Source organism: Asaia sp. Ae19-3, from assembly GCF_059801175.1.
Genome location: NZ_JBCHWF010000001.1, coordinates 2,545,517 through 2,563,215, shown reverse-complemented (window position 1 = coordinate 2,563,215; position 17,699 = coordinate 2,545,517). Strand labels below are relative to the sequence as shown.

Annotated in this window: 13 protein-coding genes; 4 read left to right on the top strand and 9 right to left on the bottom strand. The window is 59.7% G+C overall.

Annotated elements, in window-relative coordinates; genetic code table 11:
• Positions 1 to 3: 3 nt before the first annotated feature.
• From AAID99_RS11190 to AAID99_RS11180, 3 genes are all read right to left on the bottom strand, one after another.
• The gene (locus tag AAID99_RS11190) at positions 4 to 1,317 is read right to left on the bottom strand and encodes a homoserine dehydrogenase (protein WP_498493886.1); all 1,314 of its coding nucleotides are present in this window, start codon (positions 1,315 to 1,317) and stop codon (positions 4 to 6) included.
• Positions 1,314 to 2,519 carry an LL-diaminopimelate aminotransferase gene (locus AAID99_RS11185; RefSeq protein ID WP_062163717.1) on the bottom strand — a complete coding sequence of 402 codons (1,206 nt, stop codon included), beginning with the start codon at positions 2,517 to 2,519 and terminating at the stop codon, positions 1,314 to 1,316. The genes AAID99_RS11190 and AAID99_RS11185 overlap by 4 nt, the downstream gene beginning before the upstream one ends.
• 99 nt (positions 2,520 to 2,618) lie before the next feature.
• Positions 2,619 to 3,620, bottom strand: a complete 1,002-nt coding sequence (locus AAID99_RS11180) for a hypothetical protein (protein WP_498493885.1) — start codon at positions 3,618 to 3,620, stop codon at positions 2,619 to 2,621.
• Between the two features lie 183 nt (positions 3,621 to 3,803).
• Here AAID99_RS11180 and AAID99_RS11175 point away from each other — a divergent pair, with 183 nt between their 5' ends.
• Genes AAID99_RS11175 through AAID99_RS11165 form a run of 3 tightly spaced genes read left to right on the top strand, consistent with a single transcriptional unit; the run spans position 3,804 to position 6,346 of the window.
• Positions 3,804 to 4,472, top strand: coding sequence for an ATP-dependent Clp protease proteolytic subunit (locus AAID99_RS11175; protein ID WP_188425469.1), 669 nt, complete (start codon positions 3,804 to 3,806; stop codon positions 4,470 to 4,472).
• A gap of 18 nt (positions 4,473 to 4,490) precedes the next feature.
• Positions 4,491 to 5,498: a ferritin family protein gene (locus AAID99_RS11170; RefSeq protein WP_188425470.1), complete on the top strand. Its 1,008-nt coding sequence runs from the start codon at positions 4,491 to 4,493 to the stop codon at positions 5,496 to 5,498.
• Positions 5,495 to 6,346: a hypothetical protein gene (locus AAID99_RS11165; RefSeq protein ID WP_188425471.1), complete on the top strand. Its 852-nt coding sequence runs from the start codon at positions 5,495 to 5,497 to the stop codon at positions 6,344 to 6,346. Before AAID99_RS11170 ends, AAID99_RS11165 begins: the two co-directional genes overlap by 4 nt.
• An 85-nt stretch (positions 6,347 to 6,431) precedes the next feature.
• Here AAID99_RS11165 and ggt read toward each other — a convergent pair whose 3' ends face one another.
• Genes ggt through AAID99_RS11150 form a run of 3 tightly spaced genes read right to left on the bottom strand, consistent with a single transcriptional unit; the run spans position 6,432 to position 12,831 of the window.
• Complete coding sequence (gene ggt, locus AAID99_RS11160; RefSeq protein WP_498493884.1) at positions 6,432 to 8,228, bottom strand: gamma-glutamyltransferase; 1,797 nt, start codon at positions 8,226 to 8,228, stop codon at positions 6,432 to 6,434.
• A 15-nt stretch (positions 8,229 to 8,243) separates the two neighbouring features.
• Entirely contained in the window at positions 8,244 to 10,313 is a 2,070-nt protein-coding gene (locus AAID99_RS11155) for a M1 family metallopeptidase (RefSeq protein WP_498493882.1), read from the bottom strand.
• Positions 10,300 to 12,831, bottom strand: a complete 2,532-nt coding sequence (locus tag AAID99_RS11150; protein WP_498493880.1) for a TonB-dependent receptor plug domain-containing protein — start codon at positions 12,829 to 12,831, stop codon at positions 10,300 to 10,302. The genes AAID99_RS11155 and AAID99_RS11150 overlap by 14 nt, the downstream gene beginning before the upstream one ends.
• 113 nt (positions 12,832 to 12,944) lie before the next feature.
• Between AAID99_RS11150 and AAID99_RS11145 the strand changes: the two genes are divergently transcribed.
• Positions 12,945 to 13,265 (top strand): hypothetical protein, encoded by a 321-nt coding sequence (locus tag AAID99_RS11145; RefSeq protein WP_498493878.1) that lies wholly within the window; start codon positions 12,945 to 12,947, stop codon positions 13,263 to 13,265.
• Positions 13,266 to 13,445: 180 nt separating this feature from the next.
• On the opposite strand, the gene AAID99_RS11140 is transcribed toward AAID99_RS11145, so the two are convergent.
• From AAID99_RS11140 to AAID99_RS11130, 3 genes are all read right to left on the bottom strand, one after another.
• Entirely contained in the window at positions 13,446 to 15,035 is a 1,590-nt protein-coding gene (locus AAID99_RS11140) for a Hint domain-containing protein (protein ID WP_498493877.1), read from the bottom strand.
• Between the two features lie 278 nt (positions 15,036 to 15,313).
• Positions 15,314 to 16,345, bottom strand: coding sequence for an Ldh family oxidoreductase (locus tag AAID99_RS11135; RefSeq protein ID WP_188425477.1), 1,032 nt, complete (start codon positions 16,343 to 16,345; stop codon positions 15,314 to 15,316).
• 20 nt (positions 16,346 to 16,365) lie between these two features.
• The gene (locus tag AAID99_RS11130) at positions 16,366 to 17,649 is read right to left on the bottom strand and encodes a cation:dicarboxylate symporter family transporter (protein ID WP_188425478.1); all 1,284 of its coding nucleotides are present in this window, start codon (positions 17,647 to 17,649) and stop codon (positions 16,366 to 16,368) included.
• Positions 17,650 to 17,699: the final 50 nt, after the last annotated feature.

Genomic DNA, 17,699 nt, shown 5'->3' with positions numbered 1-17,699 from the left:
ACATCACACAGTCTCGATTTTCATGAGCAGTGGAGTGCCGATGACGGTTTCAAGCGGTTTCAGGGCCGTCAGAACGGAAAGCATGGCCGCTTCGCTGGTTTCATGTGTGACAAGTGCAAGCGGTACAACCGTCTGTGAGGATGATTGCTGGCTGGCCTCTTCCGCGGCGTGCTGCGACAGGGCGCGCAGCGAAACCCCATAGTCGCGAAGGGCTGCCGTGATGTCTGCAACGACACCCGGACGATCCTGCACAAACAGGCGCAGATAGTACTGCCCGCGCAGGCTTTCACGCGGTGCGCAGGCGATTTCGGGCTGGGGCGCCATGCCCCAGACAGGCAGCGCCGTGCCACGGGCAAGGTCGATCACATCGGCCACAACCGCACTGGCCGTCGGGCCAGCGCCGGCGCCACGCCCCTCGATCAGCATGGGGCCACTGAAGCGGCCTTCTGTCAGAACAGCGTTGAACACGCCGTCGACATTGGCGATCGGCGCCGATTGCGGCACCATGCAGGGGCGCATCGACGCCTCGATCTGGCCTGCGTCATCACTGCGCGCGCTGCCCAGAAGCTTGATGCGATAGCCCATTTCGCGCGCAAAAGCCTGGTCGCAGGCGGCGATGTTGCGAATGCCCTCGACATGCAGGCTGTCAAAGCGCACGGGCCGACCGAAGGCCAGACCGGCCAGGATGGCCAGCTTGTGCGCCGCATCCCAGCCATCGACATCGGTCGTGGGGTCGGCTTCGGCATAGCCCAGAGCCTGTGCCTCGGCGAGGATATCGCCGAAGTCGCGCCCTGTCTCACGCATGGCGGTCAGGATGTAGTTGCAGGTGCCGTTCAGAATACCGCCGACACGCAGCAGATGATCGGCAGCAAGACCTTCACGCACCAGTTTGATGGCAGGAATGCCGCCAGCAACCGATGCTTCGAACAGGAGTGACGTGTTGTTCTCGCCTGCCAGTGTTGCAAGGGCCGCGCCATGGATGGCAAGCAGCGCCTTGTTGGCCGTGACGACCGGCTTGCCGGCGCTGAGGGCTTTTTCGACAAGGGCGCGGGCAGAGCCCTCTGCGCCGCCGATGAGTTCCAGCACCACATCGACCTTCGGGTCGGCAGCAAGGTCGATGGCGTTGTCATGCCAGGTCAGGCCCGACAGATCGACGCCGCGGTCACGATTGCGGTCACGCGCCGAAACGGCGACCACTTCGATACGCCGCCCGGCGCGGGCGGTAATGGCCTCGGCATTTTCACGCAGCAGTCGCACCACGCCAGCCCCGACCGTGCCGAGACCAGCGATACCAAGATGAAGAGTTTGACCGTTCACGAAACTGCCTCTGCCTGTTTGACACCATGTTTGTTGAGAAAGGTCTTGATGGCGCGCGTTGCCTGACGCAGGCGCTGCGTGTTCTCGACAAGACCGATACGAACGAAGCCTTCGCCATATTCGCCAAAGCCCAGGCCCGGCGCCACGGCCACCCCGGCTTCCTTCAGCAGTAGCTTGCTGAAATCGACGCTGCCCATCTCGGCAAAGCGCTCGGGGATGGGCGCCCAGGCGAACATCGACCCCTGCGGCGAGGGAACATCCCATCCGGCGGCATGCAGCCCGCGGATCAGCACGTCGCGCCGCTCGCGGTACATGTCGCGGATCTCGGCCACGCAATCCTGAGGGCCGCTCAGCGCGGCCACGGCGGCAACCTGAATCGGGGTAAAGGCGCCGTAATCGAGATAGGATTTGATGCGCGTCAGGGCCTGGATCAGATGCGGGTTGCCCGCGGCAAACCCCATGCGCCAGCCCGCCATCGAATAGGTCTTCGACAGCGAGGTAAACTCGACAGCAATATCCTTCGCTCCCGGCACCTGCAGGATCGACGGCGGCGGCTCATCACCGAAATAGATCTCGCAATAGGCGAGATCGGACAGGATCCAGATCTGCTCGCGCCGGGCGAAAGCCACCAGCTCCTTGTAGAAATCGAGAGAGGCCGTGAACGCCGTCGGGTTGGAGGGGAAGTTCACGATCAGCGCAGTCGGCTTGGGCACGGAGTGACGCACGGCGCGCTCGAGCGCACGCAGCATGTCTTCATCCGGTGTGGCCGGAATAGAGCGCACGGAAGCACCCGCGATGATGAAGCCGAACTGGTGGATCGGGTAGGACGGGTTCGGCACCAGAATCGTATCGCCGGGGCTGGTGATGGCCGAAGACAGATTGGCCAGACCTTCCTTGGAACCAAGAGTCGCGATGACTTCGGTCTCGGGGTTCAGATCCACACCGAAGCGGCGCTCGTAATAGCCTGCCAGCGCACGGCGCAGGCCGGGAATGCCGCGGCTGACCGAATAGCGATGGCTGCGCGGATCGGCCACGGTCTCAACCAGCTTCTTGACGATATGGGGCGGTGTCGGGCTGTCGGGATTGCCCATGCCCAGATCGATGATGTCCTCACCATGCGCTCGGGCCGCGGCCTTGGCCTTGTTCACCTCGGCGAAGACATAGGGCGGCAGGCGGCGGATGCGGTGGAACTCTTCGGTCATTTTTTGGGCTCGGGGGCACAGGGTTGAAATAAAATTACCGGAGTCAGGGCGACTCCGACAATCTTCACTAACCCGATTCCAGAACCGGAGGAACCTTCCTCAGTAAGGAGAGCGGTCAATTCTCGCGCCGCGTCCCAGCGCGCCAGCGCTGATGCGGATATCCGACGCCGGTACACCACGCAGGATCAGGGTCTGTGCCAGAGCACGCGCGCGCAGCAGGCCCAGCTTGATCCCGAGCACCTGCTCGGCAGGCTGGAAGGAGGTGATCTCACCAAAGCCCTTGATGAAAATCATGTCGTGCGGGCCGCGCGCGCCCAACGCCTTGCCGATCACGCCATCCTGTCCGCTCGCCATCTGGTCCGATGCCTGGTTGAAGCGGATCAGCGTGCCATGAGGCTCTGTCAGATCATAGGCGGGCGGGGCGATATCGGGCAGTGCTGCATCGCGAGGGATGGCAAAACCCGGAAAACTGGGCGCAACAGGGGGCAGATCGCCGATCTGGGGAAGCTCTCCCGGTTTGATGGGCGGCGGCGCGAAGCGGGTGACCTCTGGCAGAGCTGCCTCTGGGGCAGGCTTCGCCTCATCTGCTGTCCTAGCTTTGGCAGGCTTTGCCTCGGGGGTTTTGGAGGCCGCAGCAGGCTGGGCGGGCTTGTCCGTACCGGCGGGTTTGGCCGAGGTATCGGCGGCCGTTGTTGTCGGTGTTGCGGGTGGCGTCTGACCGGGGGCCGTAACGCTCATCGATGAGCCGTTTTCATCCGTGGCCGGGCGCGGTTTCGGCGGCGGCGGCGGGGCGGCAATCGTCAGCGGGCCGTCGGCAACGACGACATGCTGGCTCAGATTGCGCTGGAGCGTCATGCGGGCAGTCAGGGCCTGACGGGCCTGCGCGCTGGGCAGATCGACAGACGTTCTGGGTGTCAGGCCGACACGCGGATAGTCACCATGGGCTCCGGGCGCAGGCGGGCGTTGCTTGGCAATCTCGCCACCCTGATACTGGTTGTACCAGTTGCCGACCGTATCGACGGCGTCTCTGTGCCCACAGGCGGCCAGTGTCATGATGCCCGTCATGGCAAAGCCTGTTCGCAGCCAGCCTGTTTTCTGCATGTCTTCTGATCGACCCTTGCGTTTCTTGTCCGGTTTTCCCGCGCTGGCGCCACCCTAACCCTTCCCGCCTTCTCTGGCGAGATGCTTGATTTGGTGCAAAAATCGGGGGGGCTCTTGTGAGGGGCGCCTATCGAGCGCAACATATAAGGGATGAACAGGCTCCACCGACATAGGAACCCCAGCATGCGTGGTATGACACCCCAGGATCTTTCCCGTCTCACCCCGCGTCTCGACGATGAAGAGCCCGATCCGCAGTCCCCCGACGCGCCCGAGCAGAAGGAAGCGGCCGAGAAGCCGCCCGGTGCCGAGATCGAAGGCAAACTCTTCGAACAGCGCAAGGTGCTGATTTTCGGCGGCATCAACGACAAGGTCGCCCGCGACGTCACCGGCCGCCTGCTGGCCCTGGCTGGCGCTTCCGACAAGCCGATCGATATCTACGTCAATTCACCGGGTGGTCATGTCGAGAGTGGCGATACCATTCATGACATGATCCGCTTTGTCGATTCCGTTGCCCCCGTGAACATGATCGGCACGGGCTGGGTGGCGTCTGCTGGCGCGCTTATCTTCGCTGCTGGCCGACCCGAGCGCCGCCTGTGCCTGCCCAACACGCGCTTCCTGCTCCATCAGCCGATGGGCGGTGTGCGTGGTCCCGCAACCGATATCGACATCGAAGCGCGCGAAATCATCAAGATGCGCGAGCGCCTCAATCGTCTTTTCGCCCGTGAGACCGGTCAGTCCTACGAGAAGATCGCCAAGGATACCGACCGCAATCACTGGATGTCCGCAGAAGAGGCCATTGCCTATGGGCTCGTCTCGCGCGTCATCTCGAAAATGAGTGATATCAAGGAATAAGAAGAGGAAATCTCTCTCATGTCTCGTCTTGCAGATCTCTACAGCCATCTTCCCGATGCGCCGTCAGACAAGACCCTGGCCAAGGCCGATTTCGAAGCCCGTCACTGGAGCAGCGCCATTCCCGGCCCGCTCAAGCCGGGCACCGAAGAACACAAGCGTGCCGTGGCCGACATGTTCAGGGAGACCTTCAACCCCTACAAGCCTTCGGTCATCGAATGGCCAAAGCTCGACCCCGAGACCCTGCATCGCATTACCTCCCTGCCTATCTGGGACATTGCGGTGCAGACCGAAGGCAAGGCCCGTCTGCGCATGGCGGCCTATGCCGACATGATAGACGACCCCGACATGAAGGACGCCCTGCGTCGCAATGCCTGGGAGGAGAACCGCCACAAGGAGGTGCTCTCCAAGCTGGTCGAGGCCTACAACATCCCGATGGCGCCCGAGCCGCCCTATATCGAGCCGAAAGACACGGAATGGGCCTATCTGGTCACCGGGTTTTCGGAATGTGTCGACAGCTTCTTCGCTTTTGGCCTGTTTGCTCTGGCCGAGCGCGCCGGTCTCTTCCCGATGGAGCTTATCGAGACCTTCGAGCCGGTCATGCAGGAAGAATGCCGTCATATCCTGCTCTTCGCCAACTGGCTGGCCTGGCATCGCGCCACCATGCCCTGGTGGAAGCGCCCGGTTTTCGAAGCGCGCGTTCTCGGCGTGTGGGCTTTCCTTGCGTATGAGCGCATGGATCTGGCCCGCTCGATCGATTCCGAGGGCAACGAGCACACGCAGGACAATAATTTCACCGTGACCGGCGCCAAGGACATGACAGATATCGACATCAAGGTGCCCGAGCTGATGCAGCTCTGCCTCGACGAAAACGACCGTCGCTTCTCCGGGTACGACCACCGTCTGCTGCGTCCCACCACAACGCCGACACTCGTCAAGACCGGGCTGGCTGCCTATCGTCTGTGGGGCAAGGCGTCCGATGCCGTGCGTTCGCGCTTTGGGCATAAAGCGCAGCACGCCCCTGCATGAGTGTGATCGAGCCGGGATCAGAAGCCCATAAGCATTATTTCTGTCAGCAGTTCATCGACACCCATCAGGTTTTCGACCCCGAAACTCTGCCATGGCCCGAACTGACAGAAGAAGAATTGTCCCGGCTCCGTGCGGTCCCGTTCTGGCAGGAGGTGTATCACACCGAGCGCCGGGCCGGAGCCATTGTCGATGCCTTCACACCCCAGATCATCGACCCTGAAGTCAAGGAGGCTGTCAGGCTTCAGGGCTATGAAGAGGCGCGTCATGCCGATCTGATCCGCGTCATGATCGAGCGTTACGGTCTTGATGCCCAGAAGCAGCCGATCGAGAAATTCCCGGCCGATCTGGAGAAAGCCTTCATCGATTTCGGCTTTGGCGAATGTCTCGACGCCTTTCTGGGCTTTGGTGCCTTCAAGAGCGCGCGTCAGTCGCAGTTCCTACCCGAGAAGATGTTCGAGATCTTCGACATCCTGATGTTCGAAGAGACACGTCATATCGTCTTCTTCATCAATTACATGGCCTGGCGTGAAAAGCGTCGCGGGCTTGGCCGCGCGAGGCGGTCATTCAAATCGCTGCATTTCTATCTGCGTGCGCTCAGCCGCCTTCTGGGCATGGTGCGTCGTGGGCAGGAGCCCAATGACGGGCGTGATTTTGCCGTGACCCAGACTAATCTTTTTCTCGACGGCTTTTCGTTTCGCGGCTTTGTCGAAGATTGCTACCGCGAAAACGCCCGCCGCATGACGGCGTTCGACCCCGGTCTCATGCAGCCTCGTCTGCTGCCCGGTATTGCCGATCTGGCGCTGCGCGGATTGCGCCTGTGGGATAAAGGGCGCGGCCTCTCGCGCTGACAGGCATGGGGCTCTGCCCCATCCCCCGCCAAAGGGTGGTCGCCCTTTGGAAACCCTGAATTGGGTAGGGGAAGGGGCGTCCCGTTTATTCTCCTGTCGCGCCACCGCCTGCATGACGACGATCATAACCGCCGTAGAACTGCCCGTCGGGATGCGCGCCGAGTTTGGCACCGCCTGCAAGAACGCCCTCGGCTGAGCCCCATGGCTGATGCGTCTCAATCGTATAGCCATGAGCGCGCAGGGTGGCGATGACGGGTTCCGACAGGGCGCCGGGTTCGATCTCGACGGCTTCTGGCTGCCATTGTTCGTGAATGCGGGGCATGTCGACCGCTTCCTGAATGGTCATGCCGTAATCGACCACACCCAGAATCGCCGCGAGGGTAATGGTGGGAATGCGTGAGCCGCCCGGGCTGCCAATGGCCATGATGGCCTTGCCATTTCTGGAGAGAATGGTGGGCGACATGGAAGAGAGCGGCGTCTTGCCGGGGGCAATCGCATTGGCCTTGCTGCCGACAATGCCGAACATGTTCGGCTCACCGGGTTTGGACGAGAAATCATCCATTTCGTCATTCAGGAAATATCCGGCGCTGCCTGCCATGACCTTCGCCCCGAACCAGCCATTGAGCGTATAGGTGACCGAGACGGCATAACCCGAGTGATCCATGATCGAATATTGCGTGGTTTCGCGCTTTTCGGGTTGTGGGTCGCCAGCCACAAGGCTGGCAGAAGGCACCGCATCTTCGGCTGGAATGGCGGCGCGGATTTTCGCGGCATAAGCCGGGTCGATCAGATGAGCCACAGGGTTTTTGACGAAAGCCGGGTCGCCCAGATCGCGCCGGTCCGAATAGGTGTGGCGCATCGCCTCGATTTCCTGATGCGTCGAGCGCGCGCTGTAGATCCCTTCGGATTTGAGGTCGTAGCCTGACAGGATATTGAGCATTTCGCACAAGGCCACACCGCCGCCACTCGGCGGGGGGGCGGTATCGATCTGATAGCCACGATAGCTGCATCGTATGGGCGCCATGATTCGTGGCTTGTAGGCGGCGAAATCGGCCATGGTCAGCAGGCCACCATTCGCCTTGCTGACCCGCACCGTTTCTTCAGCAATCCAGCCACGATAAAAAACGTCCGGCCCCTTGTCGGCAATGGCCTGAAGCGAGCGGGCGAGGTCGGTCTGCTTGAAGCGTTCGCCAATTGTGAAGGGCTGGCGATCGGCGCGCAGAAAGATCTTCGAGGCGTAGGGATCGTTGATGAAGGCCTTGGTTGAAGTGTTCAGCAGGTGAACATCGTTCTCTTCGAGCGTGTAGCCTTCACCGGCCAGAGCGATGGCGGGTGCCATGACCTGAGCCCGTGTCAGATGGCCCCAGCGTTTCAGCGCGAGATCAAGCCCGGCCACCGTGCCGGGCACGCCCACGGATTTCCATCCGATGGTCGAGAGCCCCTTGATGATCTTGCCGTCCTTGTCCTGATACATCGTCTCGGTGGCGGCAAGCGGGGCATGTTCGCGAAAATCGATGAAAAAGGCTTTGCCATCCGGTGTGTGCAGGGTCATGAACCCACCGCCACCGATATTGCCTGCAGCCGGATAGACCACAGCCAGCGCATAGCCCACGGCAACAGCGGCATCGACTGCATTCCCGCCGTCATGCAGGATCTTTGCCCCGACATCAGACGCCAGATGCTGCGCCGAGACCACCATGCCATGCGCGCCCAGCGTCGAGGGAATAGGGGGGCGGCTGGTCGCGGCGCCACCAAAATTGAGCGCGTCGCCACCCGGGGCTGCCTGGGCAGAGCCGAAGGCCGAGAGCGTGACGACACAGGACAGGGCGGAGGCAGACAGAAGCTGACGCCAGCGGCCCGGCGTTGAGGCAGGGAAAAACATAAGACGGTCCTGAAATCAGTGAGAAGAAGCGGGTGAAGAGGGGGGTGGCGCCGGGCTGAGCGCATCATTGCTGCGATCGATATCGGGAATGGCATGATCCGGGTCGAGGCTGGCGCGCCGCACGGGGCTGCCGCCTTTGAGCGTCACGACATGGGTATTGCCGCCGCTCCAGACTTCTGTCGGAATAATAAGGCGTTCGACGCTGCCATCCTCACGGGTGACGGCAAGTGTGACCGGCAAAGGCAGCCACCCCTTGTTGCTGATCGTCAGCGAGACGCCCCTTTTCGGGTCCTTATCGGTATAATCGATGGCATCGAGCGCATAATCGGGGCTGCGATTCTCAAAATACCAGCCGCGCCAGAACCAGGAGAGGTCTTCACCGGCATCGCTCTCCATCAGACGGAAGAAATCCGAGGGGGTCGGGTGCTTGTAGGCCCATACGGCGATGTAATGGCGAAAGGCGCGGTCGAAGCGTTCCGGCCCCAGGATCTGGCTGCGCAGCAATTCTAGACCGTAGGCAGCCTTGAAATAGGCCATGGCATGACGATTGCCGTGACCCGGAATGGTGGATGAGGTCATGAGCGGGTCATAGACCGGGTCTTTCAAGATTTTGACGATGTCATCTGCTGGCTTGCCCGTGTCGGGGGCATATTCGCCATCCTGCTTGGGGGCGAATTCTCCCTTGTTGAAATGTCGGGAGGCGAGGGAGTCGATGAAGGTGTTGAACCCTTCATCCATGAAGCCATGGCGGCGCTCATTGCTGCCGACAATCATGGGGAACCACCCATGGCCCAGCTCATGGGTGGTGATCCAGAAGAGCTTGGCATCACGGTCCTGCATGCCGTCAAAAACGATGCCGGGATATTCCATTCCGGCGCCATGACCGCCGACATTGATCGCTGTGGCCCAGGGATAGGGGTACCAGCTCGACGAGAAATACTCGATGCTGTGCTTCACATATTCTGTCGATCGGTCCCAGGCCTGTGGGCCGATGCCCTCCACGGGGTAAACCGACATCGCCAGTCGTGGTGTGGGTTTCAGCCCCGGGGCCGGGGCAACAGGCGGCAGATCAAGTTTCGCCGCATCCCAGAGCAGGGCAGCAGAGGCAACAAAGGCCACATCGCGCGTATTGGGCATGAAAAAATGCCAGCTACGGGTGCCTTTCGCCGATAGATGGGAGGCAGTTTCGATATCGGCCTGATTGCGTATCAGGACGCGTTTTTCGCTCATGCGTGCCTGCGCCAGATGCTGGCGCTCCTGCGCCGTCAAAACGTCTTTCTCGTTGAGGAGCGCTCCCGATCCGACAACGAGGAAATTCGATGGCACCGTGACGCGATAATCGATATCGCCGTAATCGAGATAGAATTCGCCACCCAGATAGGGAGCCGTGTCCCAGCCACGCAGATCGTCAAAGACGGCCATGCGCGGATAAAACTGGGCAATTTCGAAAATATCCCCATTCCGCGACGGGGTGACTGCCGTACGACCACCCCATGTTCCGGGGACTTCATAATGCCATGATACGGTGAATTTCACGGTGCTGGCAGGCGCAAGCGGAGTGGGGAGGGCGATCTGCATCCGCGTGTCGGAAATCAGCGGCGTGACAGCAATTTCCTTTCCATGCGCGTCAAGCAGCGCGACACGGTCGATCTGCATTCCCTCGGTGTGGCCGTGCGCCTTGAAGCGCGCTGGCATGGCGGCTGCGCCTCGTGAGGTCTCACGATAGATATTCTGTTCAAGCTGCAGCCAAAGCACGTTCAGGGTGCTGGGGCTGTTATTGCGGTAGGTGATGGTCTCCTGCCCGGTCAGGCGATGGGCAGGGGCATCAAGCGCGACATCAATCCGGTAATCGGCCCGGTTGTGCCAGTAATCGGGGCCGGGCGTTCCATCAGCGGAGCGATAGCGGTTGATCGCGGTCGGATAATCGATGGGCGCGAAGATATGTGCGGGTTTTGGCCCCTGCTCTGGCCCTGTCTGGGCCGGGGGCGGCGCCGCCGCGACAAGGAGGGTGGCCAGCCCTGTTGCAGCACTGGCCTTGAGAAGGGGCTTTGTCGCCGCCCGACAAAGCGGCTTAGAAATTCGCATCGACACGACCGAAATAATAGGCGCCGGTCATGGAAAGCGGAGAGGCTGAATCGTAGATCTTCGGCCCAAGATAATTCACGACAGCAGGCACCATGCGGGGACGCTGGTTGAAGATGTTGTTCGAGCCGATCGCCAGACGCCAGTGCTTGTTGACGCGATAGGCCACTTCGAGATCGGTGGTCCAGACAGGCGTGTTTTCGAAGGGCAGGAAGGTGGTGGTGGAATAGCGGATGGAAGACGGTGCGAGATCTTCATAGGTAAGCAGGGTCTTGTAGGAGCCAAAGCGCGTCTCGCGGATATTGACCCCCCATTTGCCGTAATCCCAATGCGCATTGAGGATGATCTTCGAGCGCGGCACACCCTGGGCCGAAGCCTGCGTCTGGGCGTTGGCAAAAGGATTACCGAAGATATTGGTGTTGAGATGGCTCACCACCGTGCGGTTCAGGTTGAGCAGCAGGGAGAGATCAAGCGAGCCGTAGCGATGCAGCAGGAAGCGGTAATCGCTCTGGATATCCAGACCCTGTGTGCGGGTGCTGGCTGCATTGGCGTAGTAATAGGCCTTGATATTGCTCAGGGAGACGCTACCGCCTGTTGCGATATCGACACCGGCCGCCTGAATGGCTTCGAGAGCCGATGTGCCTGCGATGCTTGAGGCGGCCAGGATACGGTCACGGATGTTGATCTGATAGACATCGGCAGAGATGTGGAACCGGTCGATCGGCTCCAGCACGATGCCGCCTTCAGCACTGGTTGACCGCTCGGGCTTGAGTGATGAGGCCCCGATGGAGCGCGCCGCAGTGCTGTTGGCTCCGAGCAGGCCGGAAGCGCCTGTCGGAGAAACGCTGAGCGAGCTGTAATGCTCCTCGGCCAGTGTCGGCGCACGGAAACCGGTGCTGATCGTGCCGCGGATGGCGATGCGACGTGTGAAATCATAGCGCGTGGTGATTTTGCCGGTCTCGGTGTTGCCGGCATCGGTATAGTGTTCGAAGCGACCTGCAAAATCGAGATCCCAGTGCTTCAGCGGGTGGAAATCGCCATCGAGATAACCTGCCCAGACATTACGCTGCCATTCGCCCGCGCTGACGGGTGAGATGCCTGCATAGCCGGATGTGCCGCCATAGAGATAGGAGGCGTCATTGCCTGCGCCCACATGGTACATTTCCAGACGATGTTCGGCGCCCATCGCAAACGTCATGGGGGTGGCCATACCGACATTGAAATTGCGGCGCATGTCGAAATTGCTCGTCCACTGGGCCATGCTGTAGGTCGCCGCGCGCGTGGTCGTCGGGGAATAGCCATACACATTGGCATAGCTGGAATTATAGGTGTTCTTGACGCCGATATCGTCGTCATCCTGCCCGTAAAGCGTGCTCAGATCCCAGCTGAAGCCGAAAAGATCATCGCCTTTCAGGCCAAGATTGGCCTGGAAGTTGTTTTCGTCGATCGTTTCCAGTGGTGAGAAACCATAGGGATAGATCGTGGTCGGCGCCGAGGCCCCGGGGAGGCGATAATTCTCATAGGCTTCGGCGTGACGATGGGCATAGGTGACCAGCCCGTAGGTGCGCAGGCCCTCGACAATATCCTTGCCCCATTCGATCGAGAGGTTCTCACGCGTTTCTTCGGGCGTACTTTCGATCTTGTTTGAATTGGCAGGCCAGGTCGAACTGGCAGTCCAGCGATGATCACGCGTGCTCTTGTTATCGGCCACGAAATGATCGGTGTGGTAAATCTGGCCCGAAATATGAACGAAGCCGTCCTGACCCCATTTATGGCCGCCATCGGCGCCAATCAGATATTGCCACCCGTCGCCATTATAGGCGTTGGCGCCTGTCTGGGCATAGGTATGGATGCCGTGATCGCTTTTCTTGGTGATGATGTTCACCACACCGGCGATGGCATCAGACCCATACATGGCAGCGGCGCCATCGCGCAGCACTTCCATATGGTCGATGGCCCCTGCCGGGATCATGTTGAGATCGACCGGTGTAGTCCCACCCGCCATGTTGCCGGTGATATTGCGTCGCTTGCCGTCAACCAGCACCAGAACCTCATTGGCCGATAGTCCGCGCATACGAACGGATGAGGTCAGGGCCGCCGTATCATTGCCCAGTGCAGAGACGCTGATGGACGGATCGAGACGTGACAGAACACTGGCGAGGTTGAGCTCGCCAGTGCGCTCCATCTGGGCCTGTGTGTAAAGCGTGATGGGAGACGAGCTGTCCCGAACGCGTCGGTTGGACGAGCGCGTGCCGGTCACGATGATGGCTTCGTTTCCACCATCGGCTGCAGCCAGCGCCGCCTTCTTTTTCCGGAGCGAGGTGGCAGGGGCTGCTTGCGCTGCCGTCGGCTTTTGTGCGGCACCGGGTGCTACGGCATGATTGCGGTGTTTATGCGATTTTGTGGAGGTTGAAATCGTGTCTGCGCCGAAAGCCGGAAGTCCGAACCCCTGAAACAGGGCGGTTGATGAAACGAGTGCAAAGGCGAGGGTTTTTCTGGAAACGGTCCGCTTTCTTGGCATTTCTTCGACTTTCAGGACGCTATCAACACGATACGATTTCGTAATATCCGATCATATGCAAGTGCTTTGATCAACAAACAAAAAAGAAACATTATGTAACTAGGTTGTCGGATATGGAATTTGATCAAGTTCAATATATTTTTTGGGATAGAACAATTTATAAATTGAATATGCTGTATAAAAATATCTCATATACAAATAATGACGGTACCCTCTCGGTGATAGGAGAATTTCTCTCATCAGATCCGGGAGGCGTTACTATGACGATGCGATACGATAGAGATGCCATGATTGCTGCCCCTGCTTTACAGGAGGCGGGTAAACCTTGGCAAAAAGCGCATGAGCAGGGGGGCACGGGGAATGACAGCCCCTGTTTTCAGATCGGGTCCTGCACCGGTGTCGATTATTGGTCTGGAAAGCGCGCTTCGGCCTGAAGGCGGAGTATTGCGCTGTGCCCTTCCGGGCGTGAAATGGCGGCGTCAGGCCGGTTTGCGTTGATAGATGCTGCGAGCGGAGGTCATTTCCTCTTTTTCGCAGCATTGTCCGACCGGATTGCGGTTCTGAGCCGCGGGCAGGCTTGCCCTGCCGGTAACATTACCGGCAGGGCGCACAGGTCAGGCTGCTGCGCGGCAGTCTGCTGCAGTCATGTCCGATTCAGCCGGGTAAAGACTGGTCGATACGATCTCGATGCTGAGCGTCGAGCTGTCCGAGGTATCGGCGTCGTCGAGCGCGATCCGGGCTGATCCGGCCGTCCAGCGTGTCAGGTCATTTTCAATCGTATGCCAGCCAGAAGCCATCTCCTGTGTCAGATGCGCCCGCAACTGGTGGGTTTCCGTAGCGCAGAAATGCGTCACTTTGCCGACCAGAACGCCCAGTGCGCGGCGATCATCGACAAACGGACCGATCATTTCCGAAGGCTTGCCGGTGCGCGTGACGAGATCGACGAAGAATATTTCGGGCGGCAGAATGAAGATGTGATGCGTGTCGCTGATCCGGTCCGAGAAGATTTTTTCGCCCTTGTCGGTGACCAGATGGATATCGGCTTCTCCTGTCGCTGCGACAACAGGCATTTCGGCGGCTATACCAAGAGCCTGCGCGCGGTCGCAGAGACCACGATAAACCGGTTCAACGAACGCTCTCTCTGTGCGCAGGGGGAGGGCGCTGTCATTGCCCCAGGTTTTCTCCTGCGGAATATGCAGGGTCACGAGGGTGTCTGATCCGGAAATGCTCGTGAAATTCTCTTTAGTGCCCGTATCCAGATAGCTTTCGCAGAGAAGGTTGTTGGCCCTGATGATGGAATGTCGGGCGAGTTCGATATGAAACACCTCATAGGACGGTGTCTGTGTATCGAGCACAATCGACTGTCCGTTCACCAGCATGCGTACAGGCACGAAGGCGTTGTCGATGCACAGGCAATGCTCACCCGTGATCAGAAGATCGGCAGATGGTTCATTCGGCGCAAAGGCGTCTTTTTTGATCCGTACCGGATAGCCCTCTTCGGCAGAGAGAATGGTTCTGCGGCCGGTCCAGATCACCATGCGAGACGTGTCCTGCTGATCGCCGAACACGCGCACCTGGCTACCGATACGCAGATCTTCGACAGCGACGCTGCCCAGAACCGTCTCGATCAGACTGCCCGCCAGAAAGCACTGTGTCACCGCAAAAGAGGCCGTGCCGTTTGGTTCCCCATGAGGGGCGGTAGCATAATTGGAGGTGATCGTTGTGCCAAAAGGAATCGAAAGGGATGCGCCGGGGGAGACATTTGAATAGAACTCCAGCCGGGTTGCCGCGCTACCGCCCGACGCGCCGGTAAGCCCGATGCGATAGGTGCCAGTCGGAAAATCCGACATCATGATTTTCGATGTCTCATTGAAGCCTGAAACAGTCGGGTAAGCAGTCAGGCCAGAGGTGAACTGACCCGCCGCATATTGGAGAATGCTGTAATCACCCGAGAAATTCACCGAGACGCTGTTGCTGGCCATGATGACCTGGCTTTCGACATAGGCATTGCCCTGAATGTTGATCTGGCCAGCTGTGAGATAGGCCGGGCTTGCCCCGAGATCGTTGATGATCAGGACGTGAGAAGCATTTTCAACATTGAGCGTGCCACCTGCCTGCAGAAAGCTCGCCTGCACATAGACAGTATCGTAAGCGTCAGTGACGGTGATGGTATCGTCGGTCTGGATTACACCTTTTTGGGCCATCGTCCGGTTCTCTCTTTTTGATTATTTATATTCGGGAGATTGTGCGAAGGAAAAAGGATTATGCAAACAGATAATACAAACGAATTAAGCAATTAACGTTTTTACAGAAAAAATAATATTGCGTGGTTTAGAATCACAGGAATTAACTCTATCCGGGTCTTTTTTGGGCCGGCGGTGCTGAAGTTACGGTCCTTTGAAGGTCCGTTTCGGACACAGTCAGGCAGATGGCTTTCTGCCCCTTGTCCGGCTCGCCAGGGGGCGAGCCGGTTGCGGTGCGGCTAGAGGCCGAGAAACTGCGCCGTGTCCGGATCGACAGGAATACCGAGTTCCGCGCGTCTGCTCGCTTCTTCCCACTCCTTGTCACCGGGTGCACAGACAGGCACATCGGCTTCAGCCGGGGGAGAATTGCGAAGCACATCGAGATAGCGCTCCATTTCCGCTTCAAAAGCCTCCTGGCCGATGAAGCGGGCCGGGTCGAAGGCCACCATGATGTGACCGACATTTTGTGGCTTCAGGCCTTTTTGCGCCTCGGCAGTCGAGATCATGACGGGGTCAGGGTCAGCTCCGGCCAGAATGGCAGAAAGAATCGTCACCATACCCGCAAGCGCTGCCCCTTTATGGCCATAGGCCATGCCGCCAAGCGGTTGCAGAAACCGTGCCTGCATGGCGTCGAGTGTCGGGTGGCCTTCCTCGTTCAGAGCCACTTCCGGCGGAAGGGGCAGGCCAAGGCTGCGATACAGCTTTACGCGGTTGAAGGGGATGGATGACGTGGCCATGTCGAGCAGCCATGGCTGGCGGTTGCGCACCGGTGCGCCCATGGCAATGGGGTTGGTACCATGAAAGGGCGCACGCCCCCCTGCCAGAGACACGGCGGGGTCTGAATTGCTGAGCACGAGCGAGACGAAACCCTGTTCGGCAGCTGCCAGCGCATAGGCGCCCCCTGCGCCGTAATGGGTGGAATGATGCACGGTCACGGCACCGATTCCGGCATGGCGGGCCAGAGCGACGGCCTCGTTCATGGCACGATAGGAAGAGGCATGGGCAAGGCCATAATCGGCATCGAGTCGCCCAGTCGCCGGGGCTGTCTGTTCGAAGCGGCGCAGCGGGCGCTTGTTCACACCGCCATTGTTGAGCATGTCGACATAATAGCCGATCAGCCTCACGCCGTGGCTGTCTGTCCCGAGGCATGACGCATGCATCAGGGCCCGCACGGTTTCGGCGGCGTCTTCAGGCAAGGCATCTGCGGCAACGAGCCTGGACTGGCAGGCTTCGGCAAGCAGAGCGGCCGGATAGCGTATAGCGTCGTTCATGGAAAATCCGTTTTCAGCGGTTATTGAGAGCCGAGCATCTTCCGTGCCCGTTCGCGGTCGAGTGCGCCCTGCCATGCTGCAAGAACAACAGGCGCAACGCAATTCCCCGCCAGATTGCCGACGGCGCGTGCAATACCGCTGAACCAGTCGACGGCAATCAAAAGAACAAGGCTTGAAAGCGGAATGGAGGGAGCAGCGGCCATGGTGGCGGCCAGTACGACGATGGCAATGCCCGGCACGCCATGCGCCCCTTTCGAAGTGATGAGCGCCGTGGCCAGCATCGAGAGGATCTGTGTGAGGGTGAGTGGCGTGTGCGTTACTTCAGCAAGAAAGACGACGGCAAATCCGAGATAGATCGAGAGCGCATCGAGGTTGAGCGAATAGCCCGCAGGCACGACCAGTCCCACGACCTGACGCGAAATGCCCATCGCCTCGAGTTTGGTCATGATGCTTGGCAGGACGGAGTCGGAACTGGTCGTGGCCGTGACGATCAGGATCTCTTCTCGAAAATAGCGCGCAAAGCGCAGCGGGTTGACGCCGCTAAGCTGAAGCAGCCCGCCAAGAATCACGATGATGAAAACAGCGATGGCGCCGAAATAGAGAATGACGAACAGGGCCAAATGGTCGATGGCATCCAGCCCGTATTCCGCCACCGTGGTCGAGACCGCTCCGAAAACGCCAAGCGGGGCCGTGGCGATGATGACGCGCATCATGCGCGAGAACAGGGAGGAAAAACTTTCGATCAGCTTCGTGATAGGCGCGCCAGCCTCGCCCAGTCGCGACAGGCAGCAGCCCAGAAGAACGGCAAAGAACAGGATCTGGAGAATATTGCCTTCGGCAAAGGCGGCGACAGGCGAACGGGGAATAAGGTTGAGAATGAAGCCCGTGACACCCTGGCCATGCAGGGCATGCGCATTGGCGGCATAACTCGCCACCGCCCGCGCATCTTCGGGGCTGGGCGTATAGCTCATGCCGCGTCCTGGATGGAGCAGCAGCGCGGCCCCGACCGAGAGCAGCAGAACCAGCGTGGTCATGGCCTCGAAATAGATCAGGGCCCGGCTACCCAGCTTGCCCACCGCACCGAGCGACCCTGCGCCGGTAATGCCGCTCACGACAATGCAGAACAGAAGCGGCCCCACGATCATGAGGATGAGGCGAAGAAAAAGATCGGTCAGCCAGCGGCATTGATGGGCAAGATGAGGGGCAAAAAGCCCGATCAGAATCCCGCCTATGGTGGCGATGATGACCTGAATGAAAATGCCGGGGCGATAGCGGGCGGATTTCTTCAGGTCATGGGCGCTCAAATCGGCTCTCCAGTCAGAAAGGCGGGGCCGGATCAGACCCCGCCATAAGG